Below are 17,283 nucleotides of genomic sequence, written 5' to 3' on the forward strand. Positions count from 1 at the left end.
GCAAGCGATGAACGCGACCACGACCGGCACGCCCCCTGTTTTGCAGCTGCGCGACATCCGCAAGAATTTCGGCGGCCTCACCGCCATCGAAAATTTCTCGCTCGAGCTCTATCCCGGCGAGATAGTAGCGTTGGTCGGCGATAACGGTGCCGGCAAGTCGACGCTGGTCAAGATCGTGACAGGGGTCCATGCTCCGACATCCGGGACGATCATCATCGAGGGGCAGGCGGTGGCAATGTCGAGCGCCACCATGGCGCGCGCACACGGCATTGAGGTGGTCTATCAGGACCTGGCGCTCGCCGATCAGCAGACCGTCTACATGAACATGTTTCTTGGCCGCGAGCCGGTGAACCGCTTCGGCCTGCTCGACCGACGCCGGATGATCGACGACACCGAAAAGCTGGTGAAGGATCTCGACGTTCGCATCCCATCGGCTCACGCCACCATCCGCGATCTTTCGGGCGGCCAGCGCCAGGGCGTGGCGATCGCGCGCGCCACGCACTGGGCAAGCAAGCTGATCCTGCTCGACGAGCCAACCGCCGCGCTCGGCGTTGCCGAGACCGCCAAGGTCGAGACGATTGTTCTGTCGCTGAAGCAGCGCAATATCGGCGTGCTGATCATCAGCCACAGCCTCGACCAGGTGTTCAGGCTCTCAGATCGGATCTGTGTTCTGAGACGTGGCAAACAGATCGGCGTGCGCAAGACCAGCGAGACCGACAAGAACGAGATTGTCGCCATGATCACCGGGCTTCAGCACTAGCCCGGTCCGACAGAGGCGCCGTTCAGACATTGCGTTACCCGAGCAGCGAGTGGCATGACTTCAGATCCACGACGAGGCCCCGGCCAGAGAATGTCGCCAGCATCAATCCAGCGCGCGCAGATAGCGGATGGGGCGCCCACCAGCAATCCGGTCGGCGGCTGTCGCTATGGAATTGGCGTCTATTCCGAAGTGCCGGTAAAGGTCACCGATTGTCCCCGACTGGCCAAAGTGCTCGACGCCGAGACTGCGCGTGCGATGGCCGTAGACTGAGCCCAGCCAGCCCAGCGCGGCCGGGTGGCCGTCGGCGACGGTGACGATGGCACAATGGGCCGGAAGCTCGGCGAACAACCTTTCGACATGGCTCCTGGCATGAACAAGGCCGCGCTCACGTGCACGGCTTGCCGCCGTCCAGCCTGCGTTCAGCCTGTCGGCCGAGGTCACGGCCAGAAGACCGACGTCGCGACGGTCCTCCGCCATCATGCCGACCGCCTCGATGGCTTCCGGCGCGACGGCGCCTGTATAGGCGACGATCACCTCGGGATTCGGACCCGGACGCCGCAGCCAATAGCCGCCGTCGACAATGTCCTGCTCAAGCTCAGGCTCCATGGCACGAATGATCTGCTCGACCGGGCGCGTCGAGAGCCGCAGATAGACCGAGCCGCCGGTCTGGTCGCGCAGCCAGGTGCGCTCCGATTGCACGGCTTCGCCGTCGCGCTGCATGTAATCCAGTGCAAAACGCGTGATGACGCTCAACTCATCGACGAATGCCGGCTCGTAAGCCGCAAGCCGGTCCTGCGCCATGCCGATCAACGGGGTGGCGATCGACTGGTGCGCGCCACCCTCCGGCGCCAGCGTGACGCCCGACGGGGTGGCTGCAAGGAGAAAGCGTGCATCCTGGTAGCAGGCATAGTTGAGCGCATCGAGACCGCGCTGGATGAACGGATCGTAGAGCGTGCCGATCGGCAACAGCCGTTTGCCGAAAATCGAATGCGACAGCCCGAGCGCCGACAGCAGAATGAACAAATTGTTCTCGGCAATGCCAAGCTCGATGTGCTGGCCGGAGGGGCCGAATTCCCATTTCTGTGCCGATGCTATGCGTTCGCTGCGGAAGGTGTCAGCAAGCGAGCGACGCCCGAACAGGCCGCGCCGGTTGACCCAGGGGCCGAGATTGGTCGAAACGGTGACATCGGGCGATGTTGTGACGATAGCGTCGGCAAGCGGCCCGCCGGCCCGTGCAATCTCGTCCAGGATCCTGCCGAATCCGACCTGGGTGGAGACGCTGCCCTTGCCTTCCGGGCCGAGGCGATCGGGGACGAGAATGCGTTGGGCGTGCCGGCGGCGCCGGCCTTTCGCGGCAAAAGGCACAGCATCAAGGAAACGTGTGAGATCAACCTTGCCGATATCCAGGCCTTCGAAGGCATCCCACTCCCGCCCCTCACCGATCGACAGCGAGGCGCGAAAGACTGCCATCTGATCCTTGGTCATCAGCCCGGCATGATTATCTTTGTGGCCGGCCAGCGGCAGGCAGAAACCCTTGATGGAATAAGCGATGAAGCACGTCGGCCGGTCGTTGCCGCGCGCCGTCTCGAAAGCTTCGATCAGGCACTGCAGGTCGTGGCCGCCGAGATTTGTCATCAGCGCGGCGAGTTCGGCATCGGAGCGCCGGTCGACAAGCGATTTCAGGCCCGGCTTTTCGCCCATGTCGGCAAGCAGCCGCTTGCGCCAGGCGCCGCCGCCTTGAAAGGTCAGCGCCGAATAAAGCTGGTTCGGGCAGGCGTCGATCCAGGCCCTCAGCGCCTCGCCGCCCGGCTCGGCAAAAGCGGCTTCGAGCAGCTTGCCGTATTTCAGGATGACCACATCCCAGCCGAAATTCCTGAAGATGCTTTCGAAGCGTTCCCAAAGGCCTTCGCGCACAACGGCATCGAGGCTCTGGCGATTGTAGTCAACGATCCACCAGCAATTGCGAACGCCGTGTTTCCAGCCTTCGAGCAGCGCCTCGAAGATGTTGCCTTCGTCCATCTCGGCATCGCCGAGCAGCGCCACCATGCGGCCCTCGGGCATATTTTGGTCGCGAGCGCCGAGATAATCCTGCACAAGCGAGGCAAACAGCGTCTGCGCGACGCCGAGACCTACGGAACCGGTGGAGAAATCGACGTCGTCGACATCCTTGGTCCGCGACGGATAGCTTTGCGCGCCACCGAAGGCGCGAAATCCTTCGAGTTTCTCCCTGGTCTGATTGCCCAGAAGATACTGGATGGCGTGAAACACTGGCGAAGCATGCGGCTTCACCGCGATGCGGTCGTCCGGCCTCAGCACCGAAAAATAAAGCGCGGTCATGATCGTCACAAGCGAGGCCGAGGACGCCTGGTGTCCGCCAACCTTCAAGCCGTCCGTGTTTTCGCGCAGGTGATTGGCGTTATGGATCATCCATGTCGACAGCCAGAGCACCTTTTTCTCCAGCGCCGAAAGTGCCTCCAGTTTTTGTTTGTCCATGCTGCAAGACTCTCGGTTACGATCGTCGCAATCATAGGGCTGAGCAAGAACCGATTGTCGCTAAACTTGCATGAGAATGGCAGCTGCGTTAGCTGGTTTCAGCAATATCGACCAATGGAGTAACGTTCCATGCCAAAAACTCGACTAGACGGTATCGACCGAAAGATCATTGCTGCGCTGCAGGTCGATGGCAGGATGACGGCCCAGCAGCTTGCCGAGCGGGTCGGCCTTTCGGCCTCCCCCTGCGCCCGCCGGGTCCGGCTGATGGAGGATATGGGCGTGATCACCGGCTATGCCGCTCTGATCGACCAGGACATGGTCGATCTGCCGATCTCGGTGTTTGCCTCGATCAAGCTTGAGCGCCAGCGCGAGAACGAGCTGAAGCGGTTCAACGCGGCAATCGCGCGCTGGCCGGAGGTGGTCGATTGCTATCTGATGACTGGCCAGCGCGACTATCTGCTGCGTGTGGTGGTGCGCGACCTGCACGCCTATGAGCGCTTCCTGAAGGAAAAGCTGACGCGGCTCGATGGCGTCTCCTCGATCGAGTCCAGCTTCGCGCTTGCGCAGATCAAGCGGTCGAACCGGCTGCCGGTCGAGACATGATTTTTCCAAACGTTGGCAAGTCCATCGCTTAAATTCTCCGGTTTCGAACAGCCCGATTTCGCCCGGTGGTGACTGGAGCGGCCGTTTTTGCGATTAGCGTTTCGGCTGACAGGTAGATGCACCATCGCCGGCATCCACCAACTTGTCTGCCAGGCAGCATGTTCGTTCGAGGCGTAACGCCCAACGGCGGCCGCGGTCAGGCCAGCCGCTTGATTGGCGTTTCGGCCCAAAGCACGGGGTCGGTTATGCGGTAGAATTGTCGCGTCGCGGCCAAGGCAGACGGGCCGACGTCGACCATCACGCCGATGATGGTCATGTCGTCGCACTTGAATGAAGACCCAAGCTGCTTTGGGCACCAGCCGATCGATGCCAAGCGGTCGAACCAGTAGTCCTCACAGACGATCGTCAGATTGCCTATGCCTCTTTGAATGCAGAATTCCAGAATTCCGCAGTAGATCACGCCGGCGGCCTGGCAGGGTCGACCAGGCTCGCGAAAATCCCGGGCCACGAAAAATCTCGTCCACTCATAGATATCGGCTCGGCGTGGAACGCCACCTTCGGCAAGTTGCGGAAAGATTTCGCTCATCAGATGCGGACTGAGGCTCGGCACCAGGCGGGATCCGGCAACGACACCTCTTCCCGGCTGGATGCCAAGCAGATGAATCGCTTCTGGTGTATCAAAGGGGTCGATCTCGCGACTGTTGGGGCGCCTCAACTCGTGCCAGCCACGTTCATCGACATAGATTTCATGTCGCAGGCGGAAGTAACTGTCGAGATCCCCTCGATAGGCAAAGCTGTTTGACGCATCGACAACGTGGACCTGAATCATTGCGGTTCCTCGAGATGGAACCCCATCCGACCACGCGACGATTGCCCATGAAATACCCAGATCTGAGGATGGATCAAAGTTCGATTTCGCGCCTGCGATAAGCCTCGACAATGGCGTGCACGACGTTGGCGGTGCTGAGCTTCTGCTTGATGTTGCGCAGATGGGTCGTCACGGTGTTTTCCGAAATGCCAAGTATTCGGGAAACCTCCCATGCGGTCTTCCCGCCGGCGACCCACTGCAGGATTTCACGCTCCCGTTGGGAAAGCTTTTGTCTCGGCCGCCCGAGCGAGCTGCCAACGAGTCGTTCGGCAGCCGAGTAGGCATGGCGCGCAAGCGCATGAACGGTGCAGCGCACCGTCGGCGCCAAATCAATTTCGCGTCCGGCAACCGTTACGCAGGCCGGATTGCCAAATGAAGCCTGGATTGGGATGCAGATCCCGTCCCAAAGCCCAAATTCTTTTGCCTCATCCATCACCCTCCTGGCATTGCCGTTCGTCAAGCCGTGATGGACGTCCCTCCAAAGGAACGGCCCGATCGCACCACGGCACAAAGCAACGCAAGGGTCATGACGATAGTGCCCGGCAGCCATGTAGTGGTCGTACCATTCCCCCGGCCAACCGTTGACGAGGATGTGTCCATCCAGCGATCCGGTGTCCTGGCGTGGCAATTCGGTGACGAGACAGGCTGCATAGCCATGACGTTCGATGCTCTTGCGCAGTTGCCGAATGATTTCGGCGACGCTGCTTGCACGATCAATCAGCGCGGTTGCTTCAAAGATTTGCGCTAACTGGTGCTGTAAGACGCTCCCATGAACTGCCGGCATTTCACGCCCCTTCAATGTACTGAGACAAAGAAAGAATAAATGAGTTGGCCGCGACCGCAACATGCGGCATGACGTTTGACTACTATAGTAGGTGGCACTAAAGGGCGCGTTCTGACTGCCTCGCAGCATGAGGCTTAGGTCGGTTTTTGCTCGCAATCTGAGGTTGCTTCGCCAAGGTACCGGCTTGTCGCAGGAACAGCTCGCGGACCTTGCCGGCCTTGATCGAAACTATGTCGGCAAGCTCGAGCGGGAGGAGAACTCACCGACCCTCGATACCTTGGAGGTACTGGCGTTGGCATTGCAGGTTGACGTGGAGCAGCTCGTCCGTCGCAACTCGCCGTAATCCACCGGCTAAGAGGCCGCGGGAGGATCAGGATTTTCTGCTGCGTCGCCCACGTTGCACCACAGCTGGGGCGTCTTTGCCTGGCCGTTTGGTCAATTCCGCGATGTCGACGCTTAATGCAGTGGCAAGCTTTGCAAGCGACAGAAGTGTGGGGTTGCGCCGGCCGGCCTCCAGACCACTCAGGTAGGCGCGCGTGAACCCTGAACGGAACGACAGTTCCTCCTGAGAGAGGGCTTGTGCGCGCCGAATCCTCTGTACGTTCAAGCCGACAACCACCCGTAGGTCCATGAGGGCATGGTCGTCGCTGCGTACACTTTAGGACGACACACTATAGTGAACATTCGTCATTGACAGACGCCGCCATTGCTGCTTTTCTCATCATATTGCGGAACGCCATTCCGAAATAAGGAACGCCAGTGACAGGAAATCTTTCGTTGGAACGTGGCCTTGCGGTTCTTAATGTCCTCAAGGAAGCGGACGAAGCGGTCGGGGTGCGCGAACTCGCCCGCCGGCTTGAGCAGAGTGCTCCCGCCGTGCAGCGAATTCTGAACACCCTGGCAGAGCAGGGCTATGTCGAGCAGTCGCCAGACTCGCGGCGCTACCGGCTCGGTCACTCTGTTCTCGCGCTGGCGCGGAAGGTCCTGGACAGAGATCGCCTGGTTGGTTTGGCAGAAATCGAACTGCAGGCGTTGGCCGCCGAAGGTTGCCTCAATGCATTCCTGGGCATCAGGCGGGGCAATCGCGGTATTTATCTCCTGACCGTGCAAAGCAAGAGTCCGGTCGTCATTCGCTCGTCACCCGGCGAAATGTTCCCCTTGCACTCCACCGCGCTGGGTAAGGCACTCCTGATGGAGCTGAGCGGCGATGCAGTTGTTGGAATTCTCGGACGGGGTCCGCTGGAGCAGGTTGCCGTACGCACCGTCACGGATCCGCACAAGCTCATCGCTCAGATCAGAGCCTCCGAGTCTATCGGCTACACAACCTCCCTGGACGAGAACTTTACCGGGTTGATCGCTGTCGGCGCACCGCTTCGCGATGCATCAGGCATGATCATTGCGGCGATAAGTGTGGCCTACCCCCGGTCTGTGGGGCCGCATGTGGAGATCGGCGAGACTGGAGAGGCAGTAATGGCGGCTGCGGCGCGCATCTCTGCCGGCCTCGGCTTTCCGGAAGCAAAACAGGCTCGGGATTCCCACCATGCTGCTTAACGAGGCCCGCCTGCAACAATGCATGTCGGCAGCCGGGCTTGATGCCGTTATAGCCACGACACCGGAAAACGTGACCTATATGAGCGGCTTCTGGGCTCTGCCGCAATGGATTCGTCGTGGTCCGCAGACTTATGTAATGTGGCCGGCTCCGGACAAGGGCACGCCTGAAATCATCACCAGCACCAGCACGCTCGACCTCATTGCCGATCAGGAAGTCTGGGTTAGCAAGGTGCGGCGCTACGGCGACTTTTACGCCGATGTCGGTTCCTCGACCACCGTGGACCGCGCCAATGAACGACACCTCCAGCTTCGCGACCTGCCGAGGCATGGCGATGCAATTGCGGCTTTGATCGCGGCATTGGAAGAAGCCCGGCTCGGCCGCGGGCGGATAGGCATAGACGAGGCGGGGCTCGCGCCAGGATACCAGGAAACCCTCAGAGCCCATTTTTCCAATGCGTCGTTCCTACCAGCGACGGCGCTGCTTCGCGAGGTTCGTGCCGTAAAGACGGCAGATGAAATCGAACGGCTCGGCCAGGTTGCCCAGATTGCCGAACGCTCCATTCAAGCCGCCCTCGCCCTTGCTCAGGAAGGCCCCACCGAAGCCGATCTGGCGCGCGCTTTTCACGTCAGGACGGTCGAGGAAGGCGCCCTGCCCGTACTGGGATGCATCGGCTTTGGCGAGCGCAGCGCGCTCATCAACGTCCAGCCGTCCGACCGCAAGTTGGGCGCTGGAGAAATCATCCGCTTCGACGTCGGTGGCCGGTTTCGGCACTACCGCGCCGACATTGCCCGCATCGCCACGCTGGGCGAGCCGCCGCCGCAGGCGCATCGGCTACAGCAGGCGCTGCTGCGCGGCGTTCAGCATGCCTGCGATATTATCCGGCCCGGCATGCCGGCAGCACAGCTCTTCGAGACGGTGGTGCGTGTGGTTCAGAGCGAAGGAATTGCCCACTACGAGCGCGATCACGTCGGCCATGGCATCGGCCTTGATGGTTACGATGCGCCGACGCTCTCGGCGCGCAGTACAGACGTCCTTGAAGAAGGAATGGTGCTGTGCGTGGAGACCCCCTACTACGAAATCGGCCGCTGGGGACTCCAGGTGGAGGACATGGTGGTTGTTCGCCGGCGCGGAGTGGAGCGGCTGACGCAGACGCACGATGCAATCACCCGGGTTCCGTTATGAGCCGCGCGGCAGGTTTTTCCTGTATTCGATGCGGCGCCTTGTTCCCGATCGATACCAAAATCGACTCACGCGGCTGCCCGATATGCTGCGCCGAAGCGCCAGCCAATCTTAAGGTCGTCTACGATCCATCCGGAGCTAGGTCGGCCGCTTCCGCAGCGGTTGCCGCGCTGCCCTCGCTATGGCGCTATGCCGACACGCTTCCTTGTGGGCTCGGCGATGCAATCTCCCTTGGCGAGGGCCTGACGCCGCTGCTGAGCGCCGAGAGGCTGGGAAAGCAGCTCGGCGTCCCCAAGCTTCTTATCAAGGACGAGGGCGCAAACCCTACGTGGTCCCACAAGGACCGCTTCTCGACCGTGGCGGTGTCCATGGCACGTTTGAGTGGCGCACGTGTGGTGGCGACTGCTTCGTCGGGCAACGCCGGGGCCTCACTTGCCGCCTATGCTGCACGGGCGGGCCTGAAATGCGTCGTTGTCACATTCTCAGGCACCGCCGGCGCAATGCTGGCGCAGATCCGCAAATACGGCGCAAGCGTCATATCCCTGGCCGACAAGTCCCATCGCTGGCCATTGCTTGCCGCTGGTACCGAGCGCCTCGGATGGTTTGCGACGTCCCCGTTTCACAACCCCGTGGTGGGCAGTCATCCTGTCGGGATCGAGGGCTACAAGACCTTGGCTTATGAGATCGTCGAACAGATGCACGGAGCCGTGCCGGACTGGTGCGCCGTGCCTGTTTGCTATGGCGACGCGCTTGCCGGGCTCTGGGCGGGATTCAAGCATCTTCTCAGCCAAGGCAGGATCGATCGGTTGCCGAGACTCGTGGCGGCGGAAGTGCACGGATCCTTGGCAAAGGCGCTTGCCGGCAAGGCCGATCTGGTCGCCGAGGTTCCCGCGGGTTTCGACACGCTTGCCATCTCGATCGGCACCACACGCAGCACGTTTCAGGCGCTCAACGCGCTGCGTGAATCCGGCGGCATGGCGATGCCGGTCGGCAATTTCGGCCTGATAGCCATGCAGCAGCAGCTTGCGGCCACGGAGGGAGTGTTTGCCGAGCTTGCCTCGGTGACGCCATTTGCAGCTATTGAATCCTTGAGATGCGAGGGCACGATCGCGCGGTCGGACAGCGTCGTTGCCATCGTGACGGCGAGCGGCCTCAAGGATTTGGATCGTTCGACCGGCGCGGGCCAAGCACAACAATCGTTTCGGTCAGTTGCCGAAGCGTGGGAACACCTTGCCCAGGACAGCGACTATTTCACGCCCTCTGATGAACAACGCGCGGCCAAGATGTCCTGAAGAGAAGATAGAGACGATCATGAACAGATACGACTTCTGATCGACTGATGATCTCGTCCACCACTGGACGGAATTGCGACTTCCAAAAGCTATCCACGAGAGGCAAATTCAACTCGCTTAGCGAGCGGAATCTCGATTCAAACATGATGAAAGGGGAATTTTCATGCTTCGCAAAACACTCATCGGCTGGCTCGCAGCCCTCGGCGTCGCGACGGCAACTCAGGCGATGGCTGAGGAAACCCTCAGGGTCGGCGTCACGCCAACCGGGGTGCCGTTCACGTTTATCGACACGGCAACCCGAAAGCCGACTGGCGCGATGGTCGATCTGGCAAGTGCGATTGCCGCGAACCTTGGTACGACCGCCGACTTCCAGGTAAACGCTTTTCCAGCCCTGATCCCGGCATTGACGACCGACAAGATCAATCTGATTTCCGCCAGCATGTTCATAACAGACAAGCGCAAGCAGGTGATCGATTTCAGCACGCCGGTTTACGCCTATGGCGAGGCGATGTTTGTTGCTGCCAGCGACAGCAAGAACTACACGATCGAAGAGCTGAGAGGTGAGACCGTGGGGGCGCAGATCGGCTCGACCTACGCCGACGCCCTGGAAGCGCTTGGCGTCTTCGGTCAAGTCAAGCTCTACGACTCAATCGCTGACATGATGCGCGATGTGGTCCTGGGCCGCATCAAGGCCGGCTTTGGTGACGCCCCGATCGTCGCATATCAGCTTTCAAAGAACCCCGAACTGGGAGTTCGCCTCGTCGACGGCTATCGGCCGATGAAGCAAGGCGAAGTCGCGTTAGCGGTCGCCAAGGAAAATCCGCTGCTTCTCGAAAAGGTGAATGCCTCAATCACCAAGCTGAAGGAAAGCGGCGAATTAAGCCGAATATTCGCCAAATATGGCCTCTGAAGCCATCCCGCATTGAGCTCGAAACAAGCGTCGGCTGGCAGGACCATAGGATCGCATCGCAATGACCGGCTGTGAGAGCCGGGGAACGTGCCAAGAGGAAGCCGGCCATGACCAATTTCATCGCCCACGCAACGGAATATCTACCGCTTCTTCTTCAAGGCGTTTGGCTGACCGTCGTGATAACCTTTCTTGCGCTGTGTCTTGCGACGGCGCTCGGCCTTGTCTTGGCGCTGTTCAGGACATCGGGGATACGCTGTGTCAGCGTGCCGACGCGGCTCCTTGTCGACTTCGTGCGCGGCATACCACTGCTGGTGGTTCTCTTTTATATCTACTTTGTCGCGCCCGAGATCGGCATCAACCTGACTGCGCTCCAGGCCGGCACGATCGGGCTGGGCCTGGCTCACTCCTGCTATCTCGGGGAAACCTTCCGCGCGGGCATCGAGGCGGTCGACAAGGGTCAGGTCGAAGCGGCAAAATCGATCGGGATGGAGCGTCCGTTGATGATGCGCCGCGTCGTGCTGCCGCAGGCAATCAAGATTATCCTGCCGCCTTACGCCAACAACATGATCATGCTGCTGAAGGATTCCTCGCTTGTATCGGTGATTTCGGTTCAGGAGTTGACCATGCAGGGTAAGATGCTTGCGTCGTCCACATTCGACAACATGACAGTTTTTACCTTGGTGGCACTGCTTTACCTGTGCCTGACGGTTCCGCTGAACCTGTTTATGCACAGAGTCGAGAGCTATCTTGGGGCGGCGGGATGATCACTTTCGACGACGTGCACAAGTCCTTCGGCGCCCATGAAGTCCTCAAGGGAATCAACGCCGAGATCGCCAAGGGACAGGTCGTATGTCTGATCGGGCCCTCGGGTTCCGGCAAATCGACGCTTCTACGATGTGTGAACGGGCTTGAAACCTATCAGCGCGGTCGCATCAGCATCGACGGGACGGTGGTGGATGCCGCCTCGCCCCAGGTTCACGCCATCTGCAGCCGCGTTTCCATGGTTTTCCAACGCTTCAACCTGTTTCCGCACCGCACCGCCCTGGAAAACGTCATGGAAGGGCCGCTCTACGTGCTGAAGGAAAATAGGAACCAGGTCCGCGAGCGGGCCATGGCATTGCTCAATCGCGTCGGCTTAGCCGACAAGACGAATGCCTATCCCGCCTCATTGTCGGGCGGCCAACAGCAGCGCGTGGCCATCGCCCGCGCCCTGGCGATGCGCCCACAGGCCATTCTTTTCGACGAACCCACCTCCGCACTTGACCCGGAAACGGTCGGCGAGGTCCTGCAGGTCATGCGCGCGCTCGCAGACGAGAACATGACCATGCTCGTGGTTACGCACGAAATTCAGTTCGCGCGAGAGGTTTCCGATAGCGTCCTCTTTCTCGACGGCGGCCGGATCGTTGAGCAAGGCCCGGCTAAGGAGCTCCTTCGATATCCCAAACACGAACGCACTAGGGATTTTCTTCACCGGGTCATGCACCCTGTCTGACCCTGGTCGATGTGGTTTGTCGCCTTGCCTGAATTCGGAACTGTCACTGCGTAGGGAACCAGCCATCCATCTCTGCGAGGACGGCGTTTAAAGTTCTGCGGTTCCAAGGGAATCTCGTCCACGCCGTCTCTTCGGCCGGACGAATTTGCGTGAGAACAGTTGGTTCAAGAGGAATTGAGATTGGCCAATCCTTCAAACCGGCGAGCCAGTCGGAGTTGTAGACTGTATCGGAATGACGATGCCCTTCATCTGGCATTATCACGACGGTGGAGGCTTCCGGATTTTGCCTGGCGAACCAGGCGCCGACCAAGGCTGCGGCGCCGCTGGTCGGCCCCATGAACAGCCCGTGATCACGAAACAGTCCATGCGCCATTGCGTAAGCCGGCAATGCGCCCACCCAATGAATATCGTCGATCATCTCATGACGAACATTTTCCGGCAAAACACTGTTGCCGAGCCCGCGCAGCATGCGACGTCCGACAGGCTGGCCAAAGAGCATGCTTCTGTGGGTATCGACAGCAATCATCCTGAGATCAGGAAAGAGCTCACGAAGGAAGCCTCCGGTTCCACAAAGCGATCCCCCAGTGCCCACGCAGCCGACGAGGCAATCGATACGGCCGAATGATCGGACAACGAGGTCGGCCAGGCGCGCGTAGGCAAGGCGGTTTTCCGGACTGTCGTATTGTCGAGGCCAATACGTGCCCGGGCTATCTTGCAGGGTCTGCTGAAGATACTGGAGCCGACCGCGCTGATTGCCGTCTCCTTGAGGATCGTCGATGGCCATGACTTTGGCACCAAGTTGTTCCAGTCGCCGCCTGAGTTTCAGGTCGATGAGGCTGGAGGCGGTGACAAGTGTAAGCGCGTAGCCACGAACCGCAGCTAGCATTGCGATGGCTAGGCCGAATGTGCCCGACGTCGTTTCGATGATGTGACCTTCCTGCCTGAGGCGTCCTGATGCTTCCGCCTGATCGACCATGAACCGGGCGGGGATCAGCTTCATGAGGGAAAAGCAGGCGGCGTTGAGGTTAGGTGCGAGTTGGGCAAAACGCGGCGTTTCATAGGCGCGTAAATAGTCTTGCGCCGCGCTCACTGGATTGGCCCCGTTTCGGCATTAAGGGCAAACGTATGGACGCCTTGGAGGCCTGCGCCGCTCACCTGCCTTGCCAGCTCAGCAGCGCGCATGGCCGCCCTGGGCGCAGCCGCGTCCAGAAGGATGCCGATCAATGTTCCGCTATGCGCCACCTGCACACCGCACGCGTCATGCGCCCGTGCTATATCCAAAACGGTATTGAAGGATGACTTCGGCAGATGCCTCTGACTGATACTGGCGCTGATGGTTGCGACACGTCCAAGCAGGCGGGGATCTTGTTGCCGGATGGAGCGGTTCGCCAGTCCCCGCAGAACACGGAACAGCCCGATTTCCTCACCATCGTAGCGTGCCCGCGGCATGGTTAGCGTATCGATCGGCCGGGCACTGCCGTCCCTGAGACCTACCAAGAGAAGGGGCGGGAATTCGCCACCGAAGTGTTCGATCGTACGGCCTTCCCGCTGGGCGAAGAGAAGGGGTTGGTCGCCGTAGGCAATGGCATCGCTTGCACCTTCCGCGGCCACCGCCAGTCGCGCAATCGTTGACTGGCGCAGCGTGAGGCCCGCTGCAGCTGCCACCGCACGAATCGCAGCAATGACGTCTGCGGTCGAGGAACCGTAGCCATGCCCTATCATAATAGGGCTTTCGATCGTAAGTTCTCCACCTCCTTCAGCTATTCCGATATGCGCGAGCGTGAGGGCCGCCGCGCGAGCCGCTTTGGTCCGGTTTGCAGGCCGCGGTCGAATCCCAGTTTGTTCATGCGGCCAGAAAGTCGCTAGCGACTCTTGCGACGTGAGCGGCAGGGTTACGAGTCCGCGACAAAGCCTTCCGTTTTCCCCTTCAAAGACGCCTTGGAGGAATTCCCCATGATGGGCGTGCGCTCGTCCGACTCCTACCGCCAGAGGCAGCCTGATAGCCTCGTTGTTGTCCGAGCTTGTCCGATGGCCAGATCTCGTCATCCTCGTCTTTGTCACCACGTCATCTCCTCACCTGGAATTGACAGATGATGCTTATGACTGATCCATGCTGTCACTCGCCAAATCTTGGTAGTGGCAAGGCAAGCGCATCATGCAAAGATACGGGCAAGATCGACCCCACCAATTGGGGCGCCCAATAATGGACTAGACACAGCAGCACTCACCGAGCGCGGTTGGCCATGCGGACAACCGTCCAAAACGAGCGCGCCATGCACGTGTCTTCATTATTGTTCTTGTAAGGAGGGTTGGACTGCTCACCCTGTGTCAATAGTGAGATTTGGCGATAGCCCGCAGCGGCCAAAAGCGCTCAAACGCGTTTTGTCGCCAACTTGACTTTGAGCAGAGATGCGGAGCTCCATCCAACTTGCGACCCTCAATTATGCACTTGTGGTCGCGGAGGAGGGCAGCTTCCTTCGCGCCTCGCGACGCACAGGGATCGATCACTCCGCGCTCAGCAGGCGCATCCGCGATCTGGAATACGCGGTGGGTACGAGGATATTTCATCGCCATGCCCGCGGCGTCGGCCCAACCCCGGCCGGCGAGCGCTTCCTGGAGCGTCTGCGCTCCGTGCTGCTCGAGCTCGACAACACGCTCACTCTGGCCAGGTCCGGCACCAGAGATGACCAACAAAAGCTTTCCATCGGTTCCAACGGGATCATCCGCGCCGGGCGGGCCTTGGATGCAATCATCGAGTTCGGGCAATCTCATCCCAATGTGACCGTCAGCTTGACAGAGAGTCCTTACCCTTCGCCTGAGGCTGCTCTGGGTGCCACCCAGGTCGACGTGGTCGTGACCTCCTCCTCCCGGTTTACCGGCAGCGCGTTCGAATTGACGCTGTGGAAAGACACTCTGGCTGTCGTTCTTGCTTCAAATCATTCTCTCGCCAGCCGTTCCGTGATCGAGTGGCACGAGTTGCACCAGGAAACGCTGCTGGTACGCAGGGGCGAAGCATTTCTGCTCGCCGACGCTGTTGGACGCAGCGTGCAGCGTCCTCCAATCCTCAAATATCACGTCAGTGCAGGCATCTTTTGCGCCTCGTCGGAAACGGGCTTGTAGTCGCTCTGATCCACGACCGAGATGCCGACAGGGTTCTTAAAGATGCGATCTGTCGTAAGCTGCGGATCGGGGGCAAACCAATTCAGATCTCCAGTTTAGCCCGTTGGCGATCCGACAACGCCAATCCTGCCTTACCGATCTTCGTCGCGTTCCTGCGCGATCGGTATTCGTCCTGACAGTTATCCGACCGTCATGGTCGGACAATCAACCCGGTTTCAGAGTCCGTCGTGCCTTGGCGAATGCTCTGTTTATTGTGATGAACCGGGTCAGCATCGGCGGGATCGGTTCCGGGCCAATCTCACAACGAAGACGTCGGCGCTTTCAAGCCCTTGGCTCTGCGCGTCTTGCACGGCTGGGCTGCCGGTTTCCTTGCAAAACTGGAACTATACTCCATAATTGCAAGGATAATTGGACGCCGCATCAGCATAGAACTCACCGAGACGCTGGACAGCATGCCCGCTGTTGCGCTGCTCGGGCCGCTTCAGGTCGGCAGACAACCCTGGCGCCGGAAATAGCCGAACGGCGTCCTTCGATCTACCTTGACCTCGAGTCGGACGCCGACCGCGCACGGCTTGCCCAGCCGGAGCTTTATTTGGCCGAGCATCAGGACAAGCTGGTTATCCTCGACGAGGTCCACCGGCTACCGAACCTGTTCCAGAAACTGCGCGGGCTGATCGACCGCGGTCGGCGTGGCGGTCGCAAAGCCGGCCGCTTCCTGCCAAAATCTAACGCTTGGCACCCAACTAAACTGCCGCTCAGAGGTGGACAGCGGCTGTTTGTTTTGTCCAGCCGAACGGGCAAGGAGCGCCAGGAGCTGCCATTCCCGGCGCTTCTCCAAACCTGACCTTCGCGCTACGGCTTGAGTCGACCCCGAGCGGAAGTTCGTTCGTCGAGGGCGAATTCACGCCGATGACCCGAACCGACCCTTCCCGGGGCGATTTGGCGGCCCGAAAGCTGACCTTTAGCGGAACCGGGGGTCGTGACCCTGAAGCGACATTCGCGCTGAGGTGGACAGCGAGTCTCGTTGACTGGCTGCCGCATCGGCGCATAGTCGTCGACCAGCACGATGCCCCATTTGGGGAACAGTCGTATGAGGGGAGGCAGGCCATGGAAGTCGCCGGTGGCGCTGGTGCCGACGTTCACGTCCCGTATATTCTCGTCCATTCCGATCGCGAGATCAGGCGTCTCAGCCATCAGGCGGACATCATTAACCCGATCACGCGAAGAATCTTGCTCTCTGCGGGCATGAGCCCCGGGATGCGCGTGCTCGACGTGGGCTGTGGCGCGGGTGATGTTACATTCCTGGTTTCCGAGATGGTTGGCAGCGAAGGTCAGGTCATCGGCGCAGATCGGGCTCCAGCGGCCCTGGCGGCGGCGGAGCGGCGTGCGGCGGCGCATCCGATCCAGAACGTCAGCTTCCGTGAAGGCGATCCCGCGGCACTCTCGTTCGACCGACCGTTCGACGCCGTGATCGGCCGCTACATTTTGATGTTTCAAGCCGATCCTGTGGCCATGCTGCGTGGCGTCGCTCGTCATCTCCGGCCTGGAGGGACCATCGTCTTCCATGAGCCGGATTGGGACGGCTGTCGATCCAGCCCGCCGGCGCCGACCTACGACCAATGCTGTCGATGGATCGTCGAGACGTTCCGGCGCAGCGGTATCGAGACCAATATGGGTATCAAGCTCGATGCGGCATTCCGCGCGGCTGGATTGACCGCGCCCTCAATGCGTATGGAGGCGGTTGTTGGGGGAACCAATGGCGGCTTCGACTGGTCACACCAGACCGCCGAACTCATTGTCACGATGCTGCCGGATATCCAGAGCCGGGGCGTTGCGACGGCCGCTGAGGTCGATATTGAAACTTTGGGACAGCGGATGCAGCGCGAAATCGAGGCGGGTAGCGTCATCGTGAGCCGTTCGGAAGTAGGCGCCTGGTCGCACGCCTAGAGCTAGTCATGACACTGGGCGGCTGCCTCTCACGAAAGACTAAGGCGCATGTCCGCTCTTGGCGCGATCGAGGCGATGCGGACTTCGCCTACTCAGCAGCCGCCAGTGCGGGTCAAACGGCTTGGTTGGGTGGTTCTCTGCCGTCTGTCTCGTCGAGCGGGACGAGCAGGCATCGCCAGGGAACGAACCCGCTCGCGGGAGGGGCGCGGGGTTTGAGGCGTGAGCTTTGTTGGCAGCGTCGGTGAGGCTTTAATCGATCAGGGGTGACGGACGGCCATCGGCC

General features: G+C 60.4%; 18 protein-coding genes. 12 read left to right on the forward strand and 6 right to left on the reverse strand.

The features are described from left to right. The first annotated feature begins 7 nt into the window (after positions 1-7). Positions 8-760: an ATP-binding cassette domain-containing protein gene (locus NKI47_RS32435; RefSeq protein ID WP_352458022.1), complete on the forward strand. Its 753-nt coding sequence runs from the start codon at positions 8-10 to the stop codon at positions 758-760. A gap of 102 nt (positions 761-862) precedes the next feature. Here the strand turns inward: NKI47_RS32435 and NKI47_RS32440 are convergent, their stop codons facing one another. Continuing rightward, the gene (locus NKI47_RS32440) at positions 863-3,253 is read right to left on the reverse strand and encodes a thiamine pyrophosphate-binding protein (protein WP_352595433.1); all 2,391 of its coding nucleotides are present in this window, start codon (positions 3,251-3,253) and stop codon (positions 863-865) included. A gap of 129 nt (positions 3,254-3,382) precedes the next feature. Here NKI47_RS32440 and NKI47_RS32445 point away from each other — a divergent pair, with 129 nt between their 5' ends. Next, on the forward strand, positions 3,383-3,856 hold the full coding sequence (locus NKI47_RS32445; RefSeq protein ID WP_352595435.1) for an Lrp/AsnC family transcriptional regulator: 474 nt from the start codon (positions 3,383-3,385) through the stop codon (positions 3,854-3,856). A 196-nt stretch (positions 3,857-4,052) separates the two neighbouring features. Here the strand turns inward: NKI47_RS32445 and NKI47_RS32450 are convergent, their stop codons facing one another. Both NKI47_RS32450 and NKI47_RS32455 read right to left on the reverse strand, forming a co-directional pair. Further along, positions 4,053-4,796: an acyl-homoserine-lactone synthase gene (locus NKI47_RS32450; RefSeq protein WP_352595437.1), complete on the reverse strand. Its 744-nt coding sequence runs from the start codon at positions 4,794-4,796 to the stop codon at positions 4,053-4,055. Then, the gene (locus tag NKI47_RS32455) at positions 4,759-5,508 is read right to left on the reverse strand and encodes an autoinducer binding domain-containing protein (RefSeq protein WP_352595439.1); all 750 of its coding nucleotides are present in this window, start codon (positions 5,506-5,508) and stop codon (positions 4,759-4,761) included. The genes NKI47_RS32450 and NKI47_RS32455 overlap by 38 nt, the downstream gene beginning before the upstream one ends. Positions 5,509-5,635: 127 nt before the next feature. Here NKI47_RS32455 and NKI47_RS32460 point away from each other — a divergent pair, with 127 nt between their 5' ends. Beyond that, on the forward strand, positions 5,636-5,851 hold the full coding sequence (locus NKI47_RS32460; protein ID WP_352595442.1) for a helix-turn-helix domain-containing protein: 216 nt from the start codon (positions 5,636-5,638) through the stop codon (positions 5,849-5,851). Between the two features lie 27 nt (positions 5,852-5,878). On the opposite strand, the gene NKI47_RS32465 is transcribed toward NKI47_RS32460, so the two are convergent. Then, the gene (locus NKI47_RS32465; protein ID WP_352595445.1) at positions 5,879-6,139 is read right to left on the reverse strand and encodes a helix-turn-helix domain-containing protein; all 261 of its coding nucleotides are present in this window, start codon (positions 6,137-6,139) and stop codon (positions 5,879-5,881) included. Between the two features lie 146 nt (positions 6,140-6,285). Here NKI47_RS32465 and NKI47_RS32470 point away from each other — a divergent pair, with 146 nt between their 5' ends. The 6 genes from NKI47_RS32470 (at position 6,286) to NKI47_RS32495 (ending at position 11,933) form a co-directional block, all read left to right on the forward strand. Further along, the gene (locus NKI47_RS32470) at positions 6,286-7,059 is read left to right on the forward strand and encodes an IclR family transcriptional regulator (RefSeq protein WP_352595448.1); all 774 of its coding nucleotides are present in this window, start codon (positions 6,286-6,288) and stop codon (positions 7,057-7,059) included. Continuing rightward, the gene (locus NKI47_RS32475) at positions 7,049-8,242 is read left to right on the forward strand and encodes a M24 family metallopeptidase (RefSeq protein WP_352595450.1); all 1,194 of its coding nucleotides are present in this window, start codon (positions 7,049-7,051) and stop codon (positions 8,240-8,242) included. Before NKI47_RS32470 ends, NKI47_RS32475 begins: the two co-directional genes overlap by 11 nt. Further along, positions 8,239-9,531, forward strand: coding sequence for a threonine synthase (locus tag NKI47_RS32480; RefSeq protein WP_352595453.1), 1,293 nt, complete (start codon positions 8,239-8,241; stop codon positions 9,529-9,531). The genes NKI47_RS32475 and NKI47_RS32480 overlap by 4 nt, the downstream gene beginning before the upstream one ends. A gap of 163 nt (positions 9,532-9,694) precedes the next feature. Further along, the gene (locus NKI47_RS32485; protein WP_352595456.1) at positions 9,695-10,441 is read left to right on the forward strand and encodes an ABC transporter substrate-binding protein; all 747 of its coding nucleotides are present in this window, start codon (positions 9,695-9,697) and stop codon (positions 10,439-10,441) included. Between the two features lie 107 nt (positions 10,442-10,548). After that, positions 10,549-11,205 (forward strand): amino acid ABC transporter permease, encoded by a 657-nt coding sequence (locus tag NKI47_RS32490; RefSeq protein ID WP_352595458.1) that lies wholly within the window; start codon positions 10,549-10,551, stop codon positions 11,203-11,205. Continuing rightward, a complete protein-coding gene (locus NKI47_RS32495) occupies positions 11,202-11,933 on the forward strand; it encodes an amino acid ABC transporter ATP-binding protein (RefSeq protein ID WP_352595461.1) in 732 nt (243 codons plus the stop codon). The genes NKI47_RS32490 and NKI47_RS32495 overlap by 4 nt, the downstream gene beginning before the upstream one ends. Positions 11,934-11,976: 43 nt before the next feature. Here NKI47_RS32495 and NKI47_RS32500 read toward each other — a convergent pair whose 3' ends face one another. Both NKI47_RS32500 and NKI47_RS32505 read right to left on the reverse strand, forming a co-directional pair. Beyond that, a complete protein-coding gene (locus NKI47_RS32500) occupies positions 11,977-13,023 on the reverse strand; it encodes a cysteine synthase family protein (RefSeq protein ID WP_352595463.1) in 1,047 nt (348 codons plus the stop codon). Continuing rightward, positions 13,020-13,979 carry a GHMP family kinase ATP-binding protein gene (locus tag NKI47_RS32505; protein WP_352595472.1) on the reverse strand — a complete coding sequence of 320 codons (960 nt, stop codon included), beginning with the start codon at positions 13,977-13,979 and terminating at the stop codon, positions 13,020-13,022. Before NKI47_RS32505 ends, NKI47_RS32500 begins: the two co-directional genes overlap by 4 nt. A gap of 363 nt (positions 13,980-14,342) precedes the next feature. On the opposite strand from NKI47_RS32505, the gene NKI47_RS32510 reads away from it, so the two are divergent. From NKI47_RS32510 to NKI47_RS32520, 3 genes are all read left to right on the forward strand, one after another. Then, a complete protein-coding gene (locus NKI47_RS32510) occupies positions 14,343-15,053 on the forward strand; it encodes a LysR family transcriptional regulator (protein WP_352595466.1) in 711 nt (236 codons plus the stop codon). Between the two features lie 256 nt (positions 15,054-15,309). Continuing rightward, a complete protein-coding gene (locus NKI47_RS32515) occupies positions 15,310-15,897 on the forward strand; it encodes an AAA family ATPase (protein WP_352595474.1) in 588 nt (195 codons plus the stop codon). A 263-nt stretch (positions 15,898-16,160) separates the two neighbouring features. After that, positions 16,161-17,000 carry a class I SAM-dependent methyltransferase gene (locus NKI47_RS32520; protein ID WP_352595469.1) on the forward strand — a complete coding sequence of 280 codons (840 nt, stop codon included), beginning with the start codon at positions 16,161-16,163 and terminating at the stop codon, positions 16,998-17,000. Positions 17,001-17,283: the final 283 nt, after the last annotated feature.

Source organism: Mesorhizobium sp. M0633, assembly GCF_040320645.1.
Taxonomy (GTDB): Bacteria; Pseudomonadota; Alphaproteobacteria; order Rhizobiales; family Rhizobiaceae; genus Mesorhizobium.

Bases quoted from the DNA above. Each gene is read 5' to 3' on its own strand.
- NKI47_RS32435 (WP_352458022.1), top strand. From the start codon at position 8: ATGAACGCGACCACGACCGGCACGCCCCCTGTTTTGCAGCTGCGCGAC.
- NKI47_RS32440 (WP_352595433.1), bottom strand. From the start codon at position 3,253: ATGGACAAACAAAAACTGGAGGCACTTTCGGCGCTGGAGAAAAAGGTG.
- NKI47_RS32445 (WP_352595435.1), top strand. From the start codon at position 3,383: ATGCCAAAAACTCGACTAGACGGTATCGACCGAAAGATCATTGCTGCG.
- NKI47_RS32455 (WP_352595439.1), bottom strand. From the start codon at position 5,508: ATGCCGGCAGTTCATGGGAGCGTCTTACAGCACCAGTTAGCGCAAATC.
- NKI47_RS32460 (WP_352595442.1), top strand. From the start codon at position 5,636: ATGAGGCTTAGGTCGGTTTTTGCTCGCAATCTGAGGTTGCTTCGCCAA.
- NKI47_RS32465 (WP_352595445.1), bottom strand. From the start codon at position 6,139: ATGGACCTACGGGTGGTTGTCGGCTTGAACGTACAGAGGATTCGGCGC.
- NKI47_RS32475 (WP_352595450.1), top strand. From the start codon at position 7,049: ATGCTGCTTAACGAGGCCCGCCTGCAACAATGCATGTCGGCAGCCGGG.
- NKI47_RS32480 (WP_352595453.1), top strand. From the start codon at position 8,239: ATGAGCCGCGCGGCAGGTTTTTCCTGTATTCGATGCGGCGCCTTGTTC.
- NKI47_RS32485 (WP_352595456.1), top strand. From the start codon at position 9,695: ATGCTTCGCAAAACACTCATCGGCTGGCTCGCAGCCCTCGGCGTCGCG.
- NKI47_RS32490 (WP_352595458.1), top strand. From the start codon at position 10,549: ATGACCAATTTCATCGCCCACGCAACGGAATATCTACCGCTTCTTCTT.
- NKI47_RS32495 (WP_352595461.1), top strand. From the start codon at position 11,202: ATGATCACTTTCGACGACGTGCACAAGTCCTTCGGCGCCCATGAAGTC.
- NKI47_RS32505 (WP_352595472.1), bottom strand. From the start codon at position 13,979: ATGACGAGATCTGGCCATCGGACAAGCTCGGACAACAACGAGGCTATC.
- NKI47_RS32510 (WP_352595466.1), top strand. From the start codon at position 14,343: ATGCGGAGCTCCATCCAACTTGCGACCCTCAATTATGCACTTGTGGTC.
- NKI47_RS32515 (WP_352595474.1), top strand. From the start codon at position 15,310: ATGAACCGGGTCAGCATCGGCGGGATCGGTTCCGGGCCAATCTCACAA.
- NKI47_RS32520 (WP_352595469.1), top strand. From the start codon at position 16,161: ATGGAAGTCGCCGGTGGCGCTGGTGCCGACGTTCACGTCCCGTATATT.